The sequence below is a fragment of the Mycobacterium sp. MAA66 genome (assembly GCF_041261665.1).
In the GTDB taxonomy this organism is placed as follows: Bacteria; Actinomycetota; Actinomycetes; order Mycobacteriales; family Mycobacteriaceae; genus Mycobacterium.
Map to the genome: position 1 here is coordinate 111048 of NZ_JBGCCC010000008.1, position 14136 is coordinate 125183.

At 64.8% G+C, this 14136-nt stretch carries 14 protein-coding genes; 11 read left to right on the top strand and 3 right to left on the bottom strand.

All coding sequences use genetic code 11. From position 1 onward, the window contains the following. From ABIA30_RS20680 to ABIA30_RS20725, 10 genes are read left to right on the top strand one after another with little or no spacing between them, the layout of a single operon-like run. Positions 1 to 858 carry an MlaE family ABC transporter permease gene (locus ABIA30_RS20680; RefSeq protein WP_370068818.1) on the top strand — a complete coding sequence of 286 codons (858 nt, stop codon included), beginning with the start codon at positions 1 to 3 and terminating at the stop codon, positions 856 to 858. Next, positions 858 to 2414 carry an MlaD family protein gene (locus tag ABIA30_RS20685; RefSeq protein WP_370068820.1) on the top strand — a complete coding sequence of 519 codons (1557 nt, stop codon included), beginning with the start codon at positions 858 to 860 and terminating at the stop codon, positions 2412 to 2414. Before ABIA30_RS20680 ends, ABIA30_RS20685 begins: the two co-directional genes overlap by 1 nt. Continuing rightward, a complete protein-coding gene (locus tag ABIA30_RS20690) occupies positions 2411 to 3460 on the top strand; it encodes an MlaD family protein (protein WP_370068821.1) in 1050 nt (349 codons plus the stop codon). Before ABIA30_RS20685 ends, ABIA30_RS20690 begins: the two co-directional genes overlap by 4 nt. After that, entirely contained in the window at positions 3457 to 4524 is a 1068-nt protein-coding gene (locus ABIA30_RS20695; protein ID WP_370068822.1) for an MCE family protein, read from the top strand. Before ABIA30_RS20690 ends, ABIA30_RS20695 begins: the two co-directional genes overlap by 4 nt. Next, positions 4521 to 5693, top strand: coding sequence for an MCE family protein (locus ABIA30_RS20700; RefSeq protein ID WP_370068824.1), 1173 nt, complete (start codon positions 4521 to 4523; stop codon positions 5691 to 5693). The genes ABIA30_RS20695 and ABIA30_RS20700 overlap by 4 nt, the downstream gene beginning before the upstream one ends. A 17-nt stretch (positions 5694 to 5710) precedes the next feature. Then, positions 5711 to 6832, top strand: a complete 1122-nt coding sequence (locus ABIA30_RS20705) for an MlaD family protein (RefSeq protein WP_370069044.1) — start codon at positions 5711 to 5713, stop codon at positions 6830 to 6832. Continuing rightward, on the top strand, positions 6829 to 8091 hold the full coding sequence (locus ABIA30_RS20710) for an MlaD family protein (protein ID WP_370068826.1): 1263 nt from the start codon (positions 6829 to 6831) through the stop codon (positions 8089 to 8091). Before ABIA30_RS20705 ends, ABIA30_RS20710 begins: the two co-directional genes overlap by 4 nt. A gap of 27 nt (positions 8092 to 8118) precedes the next feature. After that, entirely contained in the window at positions 8119 to 8772 is a 654-nt protein-coding gene (locus ABIA30_RS20715; RefSeq protein ID WP_370068827.1) for an Mce protein, read from the top strand. Beyond that, complete coding sequence (locus tag ABIA30_RS20720) at positions 8769 to 9368, top strand: Mce protein (protein WP_370068829.1); 600 nt, start codon at positions 8769 to 8771, stop codon at positions 9366 to 9368. Before ABIA30_RS20715 ends, ABIA30_RS20720 begins: the two co-directional genes overlap by 4 nt. Then, positions 9358 to 10158: a hypothetical protein gene (locus ABIA30_RS20725; RefSeq protein ID WP_370068831.1), complete on the top strand. Its 801-nt coding sequence runs from the start codon at positions 9358 to 9360 to the stop codon at positions 10156 to 10158. Before ABIA30_RS20720 ends, ABIA30_RS20725 begins: the two co-directional genes overlap by 11 nt. Here the strand turns inward: ABIA30_RS20725 and ABIA30_RS20730 are convergent. Together ABIA30_RS20730 and ABIA30_RS20735 are read right to left on the bottom strand one after the other, a co-directional pair. After that, entirely contained in the window at positions 10155 to 10916 is a 762-nt protein-coding gene (locus ABIA30_RS20730) for an SDR family NAD(P)-dependent oxidoreductase (protein ID WP_370068833.1), read from the bottom strand. The two genes, ABIA30_RS20725 and ABIA30_RS20730, sit on opposite strands and share 4 nt — an antisense overlap. Positions 10917 to 11068: 152 nt before the next feature. Further along, entirely contained in the window at positions 11069 to 11821 is a 753-nt protein-coding gene (locus ABIA30_RS20735; protein ID WP_370068834.1) for a 3-hydroxyacyl-CoA dehydrogenase, read from the bottom strand. A 441-nt stretch (positions 11822 to 12262) separates the two neighbouring features. On the opposite strand from ABIA30_RS20735, the gene ABIA30_RS20740 reads away from it, so the two are divergent. Then, positions 12263 to 13108, top strand: coding sequence for a hypothetical protein (locus tag ABIA30_RS20740; RefSeq protein ID WP_370069046.1), 846 nt, complete (start codon positions 12263 to 12265; stop codon positions 13106 to 13108). Here ABIA30_RS20740 and ABIA30_RS20745 read toward each other — a convergent pair. Continuing rightward, a complete protein-coding gene (locus tag ABIA30_RS20745; protein WP_370068836.1) occupies positions 13101 to 13994 on the bottom strand; it encodes a cutinase family protein in 894 nt (297 codons plus the stop codon). The two genes, ABIA30_RS20740 and ABIA30_RS20745, sit on opposite strands and share 8 nt — an antisense overlap. Between the last annotated feature and the right edge of the window lie 142 nt (positions 13995 to 14136).

Sequence of the window (14136 nt, forward strand, 5' to 3'; positions counted from 1 at the left end):
ATGGCCGCACCGTCAACATTCACCCCGGGACTGTTGCGGCCGTTCAGCCGCGTCGGAAACGGTCTGCTCAAAGGTGCCGGCCGCACCGGTCACATGGTCGAGTTTTTCGGCAGGGTCGTCTTGGCGATGCCGACGATGTGGCTGCGTTATCGCAAAGAGCTGCTGCGCCTGTTGTCGGATATCACCTGGGGCAACGGGTCCATCGTGGTGGGCGGCGGCACCCTGAATGTGGCCGGCGTGCTGGGGATTACGGCCGGAGCCCTGGTCGCGGTGGAGGGCTACAACGCGCTGAATCTGTTGGGGCTGGGTTCGGCGACCGGATTGGTCTCCTCGTTCGCCACGACGCGTGAGTTGGCGCCGATCATGATCGCGATGGCGTTCATCGCCCAGGCCGGCTGCCGATTCACCGCACAGCTCGGGGCGATGCGGATCAACGACGAGATCGACGCGCTGGACACTCTCGGTATCAACTCGGTGGCGTATCTGGTGGCCACCCGAGTGGTGGCGTCGATCATCGCGGTGGTGCCGCTCTTCTTGGCGGCGCTGGCCCTGGCCTACTTGGCGTGTCAGGTGGTCAGTGTGGTGGCCGGCCAGTCCACCGGGACCTATCTGCACTACTTCGGGCTGTTCCTGGAGGGTCGGGACGTGTTGTTCGCGACCATCAAAGCCGTTGTGTTCGTGTTCATTTCCTCGACGATGCAGTGCTACTACGGCTACTTCGCCTCCGGTGGCCCGGCGGGTGTGGGTGTCGCGGCCGGCCGCGCGATGCGGGGCAGCGTCACCATGGTGGTGATCGTGAACATGCTGTTGACGATGGCACTGTGGGGCGTCATCAGCGGCGCGAGGTTCGGCGGCTGATGGGCAACTCGTTCGATCACGACCCGCGGGGCTCGACCGACCGCAAGCTGGGTGTCATCGGTCTGTGCTTTGCCGTGGTGGCGGCGTTCATCGCGGTGGTGATGGTTATCAAATCCACTGGCAAGCTCGATGATTTCGTCCGCGTCGACATCAAACTGGTGAACATCGGCGACGGGCTGCCGGAGCGCTCGGATGTCAAGTTCCGCGGCGTCATCGTGGGCATGGTGTCGAGTATCGCGCCGTCGCAACACGGCCAGCCCAATGTGGTGCACGTCGACATCCAGCCGCAGTTCGCGCCGCAGATCCCCGACAACGTGACCGCGCGGGTGGTGCCGGCGAACCTGTTCGCGGTGTCCGCCGTTCAGCTCGTCCAGAACGGCACCGGGGCCCGGCCGATCCGCTCCGGCGATGTCATCGAAGAAGACCAGACCCTGCCCACCGTGCTGTTCCAGAACGTGCTGGCGAAGCTTCGGCAGCTGCTCAAGGCGGTTGGGCAGGCGCCTGATGCCAACAATGTCGGCGTCTTCGCAGCGTTGTCGGAGGCCACCCACGGGCGAGGACAGAAGCTCACCGATGCCGGACACAACCTCAATGAGGTGATGCGCCAACTGAATTCAGTGGTCACTTCGGACGACTCGGGACCGTCGACGTTGTCCGCGCTCAAGGCTGCCGCTGAGAGCCTGCGTACCGTGTCGCCAGATCTGTTCGCCGCGTTGGACAGTTCGGTCAAGCCGATGCGGACCATCGCCGAGAAGCGCAGTCAGTTGACCGAATTCCTTACCGGGGGACTGCACACCAGCGGAATATTGGGTGACGCGTTCGAGCATCAGACCGATCGGATGATTCAAGTCAGTACCGGCCTGACCCCGGGGCTGGGTGTGCTGGCCGACCATGCCGACCAATTTCACGGTATTTCAACCCGATTGCAGACGCTGGCCAACAAGTTCTACGACCAGGCGTGGAACCCGGAGACCAATTTGCTTCAGGTCAAGGTGGTTGTCGCGCTGAACTCGTCGCGGCAGTACACCCGGGCAGACTGCCCGCGGTACGGGGCCTTGGAGGGCCCGAGCTGCCAGACAGCCCCGGAAACGCCCACCGCGCCCGACCTCAAGCCGGGGTTGGCGTCGATGGGTATGGCGCCGCCGCCGTGGGTTCCCGAGAACTATCCCAACATGGCCCCGCCACGGTTCTCGGTGCCGATCGTGCCGGATTTCCCAGGGCCGCCCGATCCCAGTGGACTGCCGGCACCGCAGGGGGTTCCCACGCCGACGGTCCCAGGACCTCCGCCGTTGCCTGCCGAAGCGGGCGCACCTGCGCAGGTGCAGCAGCAGTCCACTCCGGATGCGTCGGCTCCGGCACCGCCGCCGGGCCAGGCGCAGCAGCAGTCCGCACCGTTGTACGGAGGCACCGTGGGACCGGTCGGTAGCCAGACTGAAAAGGACCAGTTGAGCAAGATTGTCGGTGGCCCAGCCACTTCCGCCACCGAACTGCTACTGGGCCCGGTCACCCGGGGCAGTGACGTGCAGATCACTCCCGTGCCGGACGGTGCCCGATGAAACTCAAACGTGTCACCGTCATCGGCCTCACCTTGTTCTTGGTCTTCTCGGTTGCGGTTACCTGGATGGTGTTTGCCACCTTGCAACGCAACGTTTCTGGGCCGACGAGCAGCTACTCGGCGGTTTTCAGCGATGTGTCGGGGCTTGCCGAGGGTGACGATGTTCGGGTGGCCGGGGTGCGGGTCGGCCGGGTCGATGGCATCGAATTGACCGGTGACAACCAGGCCAAGGTCACCTTCCGGGTGCACAGCAATCAGACGCTCTACACCAACACGCTGGCCTCGGTGACCTACCAGAACATCATCGGGCAGCGCTATCTCGGCCTGAGCCAGGGGGAGGGAGAGCGCCACAAACTGCCTGTGGGCGCACAGATTCCGGAGAATCGGACCAACCCGTCGTTCGATATCTCCTACATGCTCAACGGTTTCGAGCCGTTGTTCACCGAGCTTGATCCGCAGCAGGTGGACAACCTGACCAACGCCATCATCGCGGCATTCCAGGGCAATCAAGGTTCCTTGCTGACATTGACCACGCAGGCGTCGGCGCTGACGCAGACCCTCGCGGGTCCGGATGCGGCGCTGGGCGATCTGATCGCCAACCTGGACAAGCTGATGACGACGCTCGCCAAACAGAGCGCCAATCTGGAGACCATGTTGGCGCAGTCGTCGTCGACGTTGTCCGCCTTGTCCGGTCGGCGGGAGGAACTGGTCGCCTCGGTAGGCTCGATCACGGCGAACGTCGGGAGGCTGTCGCAGCTGGTCAGTGCGATCACTCCGGACGTGCAGCAGTTCATCGACCGCAACCCCGGATTCCTGAAATACAGCACCACCGATGGCAAGGCCCGGCTCGGTTACATGATGGCCAATGTGCCGTTGATGCTCAAAGGATTTGCGCGCATCACCCAGGACGGTAGTTATTTGGACGCGTACATCTGCGATCTCGATTTCGGCCTGTGGCGCGGCTTGCTCAACTGGTTCCGCATGTTCGTCATCAGGGCCACTCCGGGCAACGGCAACGAAGTGTGGCATTCGGCGGTGTGCCGATGAGCAATATCTTTGGCGGGCCGCTGCGTCCCCCGAAGCGGCTTGAGGGCGGGCGTCAGCGGGTCCTGGAGGACTACAACAAGTTCTGGCTCGGCGTGATCGGCCTGACGGTGATCGTCGTGCTGGTCGCCGCGGTGGTGCTGGTCAGTGTTCTGGACGTCGGGAAGAAGCAGTACACCGCCGAGTTCGCTCAGGCGGCAGCGATCAAGTCGGGTAACGCGGTGACCATCGCGGGCATTCCGGTCGGTGAGGTGCAGGACGTCACGCTGGCCGGTGACCACGTGGTCGTCACCTTCAAGGCGGACAAGAACGTGCGACTGGGCACCGAGACTCACGCCGCCATCAAGCTCACCACCATCCTGGGTGCGCGTTACCTCGAGCTGCGACCGGCTGGTTCGGGTCAATTGGCTGGTGACAGAATCACATTGAGTCATACCGAGGTGCCGTACGACCTACAGAAGACGTTGGCCGGCGCGACGAGTACCCTCGGCCCGCTCGATGCCGATCGGATCGCCGAGTCGGTGCGGGTGATGACCGGGAGCCTGCAGGGAGTGCCCGATGCGCTACCGCAGGCCCTGACCAACCTGAATTCGTTGGCCGGGGTGATCGCGTCCCGGCGCGACCAACTCGGCACGCTGATCACCAACGCTCACACCATCGCCGAGCTGTTGCATCGGCAGAAAGCGGATCTGGGCGCATTGGTGTTGCAGGGCAACCAGATTCTCGGTGAGATCACCACCCGGCGGGCCGCGATGCAGCGCCTGTTCGACGGAGTGACCCTGCTGGTCGACCGTGCCCGCACCATTCTGGCCGACCAGCCGCAATTGGATGCGCTGATCAGCAGCATGCACGACTTCGCCAAGATGCTTGCCGACCACGATGCCATGGTGCGCAGCATCTTGCAGGTTGCCCCGGTCACGGCGCGCGACTTCGCCAACATCCTGGGCAGTGGTAACGGCGCCGATGTCCAGCTGCCGGCCGGTGTCATGATCGACTCCTGGATGTGTGCGATCAGCGGTCGGGCCCGGCAGTTCAATCTCGTCGAGTACTTCAAGGACTGCAAATGAATAAGCGTCCCTTGATGATTGCCGCAGTCGCGGTCGCCGCCGTGGTGGTGGCGGTCGCCGCGGTGGCGTTCGCCGCGCCGCGATTCTGGCACCGCAACATCACCGTCCGCGCGCATTTCCAGGACGCCGTCGGGCTGTATGCCGGTAACGCGGTGTCGGTGTTGGGTATGCAGGTGGGAAAGGTCGACACGGTAGAGAACAAGGGTGGCTATGTCGAGGTCACCATGGACATCGACCGAAAGGTCCCGCTGCCCAGCGACGTAACCGCCGTCACGGTCTCCACGTCGATCCTGACCGACCGGCACGTCGAGTTGACCCCGCCGTACACCAGCGGACCCAAGCTGCGGGACGGCGATCTGATTGCCTTGGGTAACACCAAGACTCCGGTCGAATTCGACAAGACACTGTCGATGATCGACAGGCTCGGTACGGCGTTGCGCGGTAACGCCAATGGTGGTGGCCCGCTGGGTGATCTGGTGAACCTCGGCTCCCAGATCTCCTCCAACAACAGCGACCAGATCAAGTCCACGTTGGGCAAGTTGTCCGAGGCGCTCAAGGTTGGACCCGATGGTGGTGCCCAGACCGAGAAGAACCTGCAGGAGATCATCCGCAGCATCTCCGATCTGACCCAGTCCGCCGCCGACAATGACAGTGCCGTCCGCAAGTTCGGTTCCAACGTGCACCAGTTGAGCGACATCCTGGCCGATCAGAACCTGGGTGCGGGGCGCACGGGAGCCAAGATCAACGAGATCTTGCAGGAGGTCAGCGGTCTGCTGGACCGGCACCGGGACGAGCTCAAGGGCACGTTCGGGGATGCCAACACCGTCGTCAAGTCTCTGGCTGACAACAAGCGCGAGTTGGAAGAGACCCTGGACGTACTGCCGCTGACCCTCGACAACTTGTACAACGTACTCGATCCGGTGGGTGGCAGCGTTCGAGTCCATCTGGTGACCGACAAAGTGTTGGCCAACAACAACCTCAACAAGGAACTCTGCAACCTCATGGGTCTGAAGCAGCTGGGTTGTGCGACAGGAACATTGCAGGACTACGGACCGGATTTCGGGCTGACCTCGATGATGGACCTGATGGCCAACGGCATCGGCCCGTCCGGACAGGGTGAACCGCCCAAATCGGGAGCATCGCCCGCGCCGGGAGGGCCGACCCGATGACGATGTGCTTGACTTCCGTGTTGCGCCAGGCCCGGTGGGGTGTAGCGCTGGGTAGTGCGCTGCTGCTGACCGGTTGCGCTGCCGGCCTGGACCAGGTGCCGTTGCCGTCGCCCGGGTCCAGTGGACCGACCTATGGCTTGAACGCGGTGTTCTCCGATGCGCTGAACTTGCCGTCGAAGGCGAAAGTCCGCTTGTACGGCGCAGATATCGGCGAGGTCGAGTCGATCAGCGCCGAGGACTTCACTGCAAAGGTCTCCATGCGGATCCGCCGGGATGTGCCGTTGCCGGTGGGCAGCACCGCCGAATTACGTTCGGCCACCCCGCTGGGCGACGTGTTCGTACAGATTCGCCCGCCCGGTGTGCAGGGCGGTGCGGGCCGGCCCGAAACAGATTCCGGCCCGCTGCTGCACGACGGCGACACCATTGCGCTGGCGTCCACCGCCGCGGCACCGACGGTCGAGGAACTGCTCAACTCGCTGGCGATGCTGGTCAACGGCGGCGCCATTCGGGCCTTGACCACCGACGTCAACGGGGCGGGCCGGGCGGTCGGCGGGCGCGGTGAGAAGTTGGCCGGATTGATCTCGGAGACCAACGCGTTCCTGGCCAAGATGTCGGCGCGTTCGGCACAGTTGGATGCGACCCTGCGCTCGACGTCGAACATGGCCGCCGAGATCGCAGGCCACCAGCAGAGCATCGACACCGCGTTATCTGCCGGCGCACCGGCCCTGGCGGTGATCTCCGACAACACCACGCGGATCATGGATGTGGTCGACAACGTCGCCCGGATCACCCGGCAGTTGTCCAAGTTCCCGTCGATGCAGGGCACCGACACCCGAAGTGTGGCAGCCGACGTGAACAAGTTGTCGGCGGTGTCCAACGAGATCGCGCTGGACCCGGACCTTTCTCTGGCCGCGTTCAACCGATTGATCGGTGTCCTGGTCAAGTCCACCAATTCCACTGCGTTGCACGGTGACGCGTACATCTCGAAGATTGCCATCGCCGCTCTACCCGACAAGAACTACCCAGGCGACCCCGGTTTCCACGGACCTGACGGCACTGACTGGCACCTGATGATCGGCAGCCTCCGTTACGAGTGGAACATGCTGGTGGGCCGCATCAACGGACCGGACCGCCCATGATCAGCGCACTCAATTCCGTTCTGGCAGTGATCATTCGCGTCGTCAAGGCGGTGGCCAGCCGCAAGGTCCTGCTCGCGCTGGCGGGGTTGGCCCTCACCGCGGTGATCGCTTTCGGTTACATCGCGATCGATGGTTTGCGGTTCAACCCGTTTCACCGGACCATCGCGGTACGGATCATGTTGCCGGAATCCGGTGGGCTGCTGGCCAATCAGGACGTCACTCTGCGCGGCATCCCGATCGGCCGTGTTGCGGCGGTCAACCTCACCGACCAGGGTGTCGAAGCCGTCGCGTCCATCGACTCGTCGGCCCGCATTCCGACCGATAGTGCGGTGCGGGTGTCGGGGCTATCCGCCGCGGGGGAGCAGTACCTGGACTTTCGGCCCGAGCACGGCGGCGGACCGTATCTCGTTGACGGTGCGGTCATTTCAGGCAAGCAGGCCAGTATCCCGGTGACCTTGCCACACATCATCGACCACAGCCGCGGCGCTTTGGCCCAGTTGGATGCCGACAAGCTCGGCAAGATGTTCACCGAGCTGCATGTGACCAACGACGGACCGCGTAAGCTCGCCGCGATCCTCGATGGCGCCAGCTTGCTGGCCAACACGGTGGATTCGGTACTGCCGCAGACCGTGAGCATGATCCGCAGTACCCGGGTGGTCTTCGACACCGTCGCCGACGTGCGCCCGGGCCTGCAGGACACCACCCGGGACCTGTCTCAAGTGCTGGGCGGGGTGAACCGGATGGACGGAGGCTTCCGCACCCTGGTCGAGCGGGGCGAGCCGCAGTTGGCCACGCTGGACAATCTGATCGCCGACAACCGCCAGAATGTCGTGCAGATTCTGGGCAACCTGACCACGGTGTCGCAGATCATCTACCAGCGAATCCCTGCGCTGCAGTACATCTGGCGTCCAGATCGAGATCCGTTCATCGACCGCTTCTCCTCCGTGTTGCATGACGACGGCATCTGGGCGATCGGTGACCTCTATCCGAAGTACCGGTGCGACTACAACCTGCCTCAGCATTCACCGTCGGATGCGAGTTTCCCTGAGCCGTATAAGTACACGTATTGTGCTGACCAGGATCCGTCGCTGCTGGTCCGCGGTGCCCGCAACGCACCCCGACCGCCAGGTGACGACACCGCCGGCCCACCGCCGGGATACGACCCGCATGCGGTGACCGATAAGACACCGCACTACCCGGGTTACACCATCGACACCCTATACGGCGGCCCATCGATGCCGGCGCCGATGCCGAACTGACGGGGCCAATGAGATACGCGAGATGTGATGAGTAAACGAACCAGCGACCCCGACGTTTTCGAGCAGGCCCGCGACGTCGAACCCGACGCCGCGGACCTGGCGGAGCCAGATCCCGATGCCGGTGTCTCCGAGACCGATTCGGCCGACTCGGACCCGGCCGAATCAGATGTGACCGACTCGGCCGACGACGGCGGCGAGCGGACGAAGCGCCCACGGACAGTGGTTGTGCTGCTGACGGTGTCCTTGATCGTCATCGCGGCGGCGGCGGGCTTTCTGGGCTGGCGGCAGTATCAGCAGTATCGCCTCGATCAGGTCACCGCTGCCGCACTGCAGGCCGCCGAGGACTACGCGGTGGTGCTGACGACGTTGGACGCCAAGAACATTGACGACAACTACCGTAAGTCCCTCGACGGGGCCACCGGGGAGTTCAAAGACGCCTACAGTCAGGGCGCCAACCAGTTACGCCAGGTACTGATCGACAACAAGGCCTCGGGCACCGGCGTCGTTGTCGCCGCCGCGGTGAAGTCCGCGACCCCGGACAAGGTCGAAGTGCTGTTGTTCGTGGACCAGTCGATCACCAATGCGCAGAATCCGAGTCCACGGATCGACCGAAACCGTATCGACATCACGATGGACAAAGTGGGCGACCGATGGCTGGCCGGCAAGGTTGAAATCCTGTGACCACCAAGGAATCTGACGATGTCGACGTCGAGGCCGTCGACGAGGACACCGCGACCGAGGTTGAGTCTGACGGCGAACACGGCCCCAGGACCTACCGGATACGTCGCGCGGTCTGTTGGGCGGTCGGCGTGCTGGTGGTGCTGCTGGCAGCCGCGGCGGTGACGTTGGGAGCCCTGGTATTCCAGCAGCACCAGCGCGACGTCGAGGCGGCGCAGGCGATCGACGCCGCGCGTGCCTACGCGGTCACGCTGACCACCACCGACCAGAACACCATCGACAAGAACTTCGCGGATATCACCGGCGGTGCCACCGGCGAGTTCAAGGACGCTTACACCAAGGCGTGGTCGCAGATGCGAAAGATGTTGATCGACAACAAGGTCAGCACCACCGGGACGGTCATCGACGCGGCGGCCAAGGCCGTCCACGGCGATGACGTCGACGTGCTGCTGTCGGTGAAGCAGGTGATCACCAGTTCGGCGTCGCCGGATCCACGGAGTGATTTCGTCAGTATGTCCGTGACGATGCGCAAGGTGGGGGACAAGTGGCTGGCCGCCAACGTGCTGCTGGCCGGAGCGGACGGCAAGCGTGCTAAGTAGAGTCCTGGCCACGGTCTGTGCCGGGCTGTCCCTCGCGGTCACCGGTTTGACCGGCGCGTCGTCGGCCCACGCCTCGGTGGAGAGCTTCTGCACCGAGCTCGGCGCGGCGTGGGACGGCTCCACCTGCACAGCGGTGGTCAAATCGCAGCGCGAAGCGGAAATGCTGCTGTCGCTGAAGCTTCCGGCGCAGCTGATGGACAATCCGACGGCAGGTCCCGTGCTGCGGGACTACTACACCCGGTTGTTCAACGGCTGGCGCAACACCGGCAACACCACGCCCCGCGACAGCAGCGCCACGGCTGACTACGAGATCATTCCCGGGCCCGGTGGCGTGCAGTCGGTCGTCGTGCACGAGATCTTCGAGCCCTTCGGCATCCAGGCCAACAATGCCTTCCGGTCGTTCGTGTTCGACATGAACACCGGGCGCCGGCTGTATCTGCCGGATCTGTTTCGGCCGGGAGTCAATGTGAACCAAGCGGTTTCGGCCGCCGCCGCGCCGATCCTGCCGCCGCTGCTCGATGCCGCCGCGCCGCCCCACACGCCTGGGACCTACCCGTTCACAGTCGCAGAGTTCCAGCCGGACGTCGACGGCTCCGGTTATTCGGGCAACTACCGCGCGTTCGCGTTGACCGGCGATTCGCTGCGGCTCTACCTGCCCGATCAGCCGATGGTGCGCGAAAGCCCCACTCCGCCGGATCGACGGGTCTGGTCCATGGACGGCGGCGCCGTGGTGGCCAATGTGCCGCTGGCGTCGTTGGCCGGGCAACTGAAGCCGCAGTACGGCGGCTAGGTGATGGACACGCCGCCGTCGACCACGATCGTCTGCCCGGTGACGTAGCCGGCGGCGGGGGAGGCCAGCCAGAGCGCGGTGGCGGCGAGTTCTTCGGGATCGCCCTTGCGGCCCAGCAGCATCCGCGGTGCCATGCTGTCCAGGTAGCCGGGCACGTACTGGTCGGTCATCTCCGAGGCGAAGAACCCGGGTGCGATCGCGTTGACCCGAATTCCCTTGCGGGCGCTCCACTGCTGGGCGAGGTCGCGGGTCAGTCCGATGATCGCGGCCTTGCTGGCGGAGTAGGCGGCTTGGGGCAATGACGCGGTGGTGATGCCCAGGATGCTGCCGATGTTGATGATCGAGGAGCCGGGCAGCATCACTCGTGCGCAGGACTGGGCGGCCCAGAACGAGCCGTTGAGGTTGATGTCGACGACATCGCGGAATTGCTGCGGAGTCTCCCGGGTCGCCGGGACGGCGGTGCCGATGCCCGCGTTGTTGATCAATATGTCGACCCGTCCGAATTCGGTCATCGCCGCATCGACCATCGCCTGGACCTGTTCGGGGTCGACGACGTCCGTCTCGACACACAGGGCCCGCCGGCCGGCACCTGCGACCAGGCCGGCGGTGTCGTCGAGCTTGCCCCGGCGGCGGGCGGCCAGCACCACGTCTGCGCCTGCCTCGGCGAATCCGCGGGCGAAGGCGACGCCGAGCCCGGACGATGCGCCGGTCACGATGACCACGCGGTCGTTCATCTGGAATCGATCGAGAATGCTCACGGTCTGCCGCCCTTCGTCGAAGAATTGTGGGTGCCACGCATCGGATTCAGATTTGCATACGACAGATTGGTGCCGACAGCGAGCACCCTGCCGACGACGTTGGCGACAGGGTGCTCCGACCGGGGTGGATGGTGCCTAGCGCTGCCGTCTGCTCATCGCGGTGCCATCCGGATGGCACCGTCAAGGCGAATGACCTCGCCGTTGAGCATCGGGTTCTCGATGATGTGCTGTGCCAGTGCACCGTACTCGTCGGGGTCGCCGAGGCGGGCCGGGTGTGGAACCTGGGCGCCGAGGGACTTCTGGGCTTCTTCGGGCAGTGAACCCAGCAGCGGGGTCTTGAACAGACCCGGGGCGATGGTGCAGACGCGGATCAGTTCGCGGGACAGGTCGCGGGCGATGGGCAGGGTCATGCCGACCACGCCGCCTTTGGAAGCCGAGTACGCGGCCTGGCCGATCTGGCCGTCGAATGCGGCAACGGATGCGGTGTTGATGATGACGCCCCGCTCACCGTTGATGATGTCGGTTTTGGCGATGCGTTCGGCGGCGAGGCGGATGACGTTGAAAGTGCCGATCAGGTTGACCTCGACCACTTTTCGGAAACCGGCCAGCGGGAAGGCGCCGTCCTTGCTGAGGGTCTTGATGGCGTTGCCGATGCCGGCACAGTTGACGTTGATCCGGACCGGGCCCATGGCTTCGGCGGCGTCGAGCGCGGCGGTCACGCCGGCTTCGTCGGTGACGTCGGTGCCGACGAACTTGGCTCGCGCGCCGAGTTCGGCGACTGCGTCCTCACCCTTGAGGTCGATGACCACGACGCTGGCGCCGGCGTCCAGCAGCCGCTTGGTGGTGGCCAGGCCCAGGCCCGAGGCGCCACCGGTGACAACGGCGACAGAGTCCTTGATCAACATGTACACATTTCCTCTCGTTGGCTGCGACGTGCCGGCGAGCATGCACAGTTCGGTTGATGCACGGTCCCGCCGACTCGACCATATGGTAAACGTAGTTTACTAAGTAATGAACCTCGCGCCGAGGGTGGGTATACGACGTGTGGGCGTGCGCTGGCTCTTGTGGCGCTTGCGATTTGGCGTTGTCATCTTTTGTTGACACTGTCAGCAAAAGGTGACAGGTCTCAGTCGAAGTTGTGAGCAGGAGCGGACGCTGGCCTCAGCCCTTCGGCATAACCACGATTAGGTCGACGATCAGCACTCGGATCGGTGCTCCGACCGTAGCGATGATGGGTGCTGCCATGTGCTTCCCGGGTATCGTCGCACGCGCCCCAGATCGCGAGGGTATCGATAGTGGAGGGTGGATCGGCGGTGTCTGCGAACACGGCATCCCGGCGCACGGAACTGTCCGCGCGCAAGGACGCGGCGCTGCGTCGTGCCGCCCGGGCCTCGGCGCCCAGGCCCGCGGCGGCCCGCCGAGCGGCCGCTGATTTCCAGCAGGGCCTCGGGGCCGCGGTGCGATCGGAGATCCGCTGGGCGTTCACTGCGCCGCGCAGCTGGCTGCTGGGGGTGTTGACCAACGTCATTTTCGCGCTGCTGTGGTTGGCCGCACAGCCGTTGACCACGCACGGCCGTCACCAAGACTGGGTGATCCTGGTCGGCACGTACTTCTCGTCGTTCGTGCTGGCCGACGTGACAACCACCAATGTCCTTGGCGCCGACCATTACCGGGTGGTGCAGGGGCTTTCCAACGGCGTTGCGCCGTGGCGGATCTTGCTGATCAAGAACCTGGCGTTGCTGGTACTGGTGGGCGTGCCGACGCTGGTCGCGGCGGTGGCGTTGACGCTGTGGTTCGAGACACCGGCCAGGCTGGGCATCACCATTCCCACCGTCGCGGTGCCGATCGTGTCGTGGCTTGGCGTCGGCAACGTCATCTCGGTGCTGTTGCCCACCAGCGACGTGCCGTTGACGCGGCGCTGGCGGCAGCGGCACGACCGGTGGCGCACCGGCGTCTGGATCTCGTCTCTGGCGCTGCCGTACGCGCTGTACTACGTTGCCGATCCGATGGGTGGGGTCGAGCATCGCGAACTGTGGCGAAACCTGCCCTTGGTGTTCTCGCACATTTTCGGCCCGGTGTTGGGCCGCGATACCAAAAGCTTTGTCCACCTTGGGTTTGCGTTTGCCGTGTGGATAGTCGGAACGGTCATGGCCGACCAGTGGATACGTCGCCGCGGGGTGAAGTTCAGGTAGCCGGTGGCGGGACGGGCGGGGGTGGGCCGGGGGGCGGCTGGCTGGCCGGGTTCGGCGTGCCGGGCAGCGCGGGTGCGGTCGGCGGAAGATGCTGAGCCGGGCCGACCGGATTGGTCGAACCCGCGGCCGGGGATATCGCCGCGGGCGGCGGGGCCGGTGTGCTCGACGACGGTGTCAGCGCGTCGGCGGCCCAACCGGCCTGCAACTGGCTGACCGCGAAGCTGACGCCTTGGGTGACCATGCCGGTATCGACGTAGCTGTTGTGTGCATCGAAGCTTGTCCCGTGCGGATCACACACGACGTCGTCGTCCTCGCACAGTTCCTTGGTCTTGATCTGGTACAGCGGGCCAACGGTGACCGGCGGGTCGTTGATCGCGCGCATGAAGCGCAGCGACGGCTTGCCGAACAGCACAACGGCAGAAACGTGCGGTGCGACGTCCGGCGGCATCGGTGCCGGAACGTCTGAGGCGGACACGCCGTCCGGGATGGTTCCGGCGGTCACGAAGCCCATCACGGCGGCGCCTTGGGAGAAACCGCCCAGCACCATCTTGGTCTTGGGGCAGCTGACTGCAGTCGCGGTGATGTGGGTGCGGGCGTCGCGGATGCCGTCGACCGCGGTGGGGAAGTCAGTGGTGGCGGGGTAGTCCACGGAGTAGACGTCAAGGGTCTTGGGGGCGAGCTGCGCGCGCAGCGTGTGGACGAACGCATCACCGACGAAGCCGTTGCCGGGATCCTCGGTGGTACCTCGGGCAAAGATGGCTAGGGCGTCTGGGCAGTCCGCAGCATGCGCCGACGGCAGCGATGATGCTTGCAGCGCCCAAGGCGCAATTGCCCAGGTTACTGCTGCCGCAGCGCCGATCAGACTGCTGATTCGGCGTGGACTCACCAGCTAATGCTGACACATGGTGCCGCAATGTGCTTGGTTGTGACGGTCTCGGCGTGGCGTCCAGCAAAGTCCAGGACGCAGCGTGCACCCCGTCCGTGCGGCATCGATCCCGGTCTCGGGGGATCTGGCGAACGATCTATGT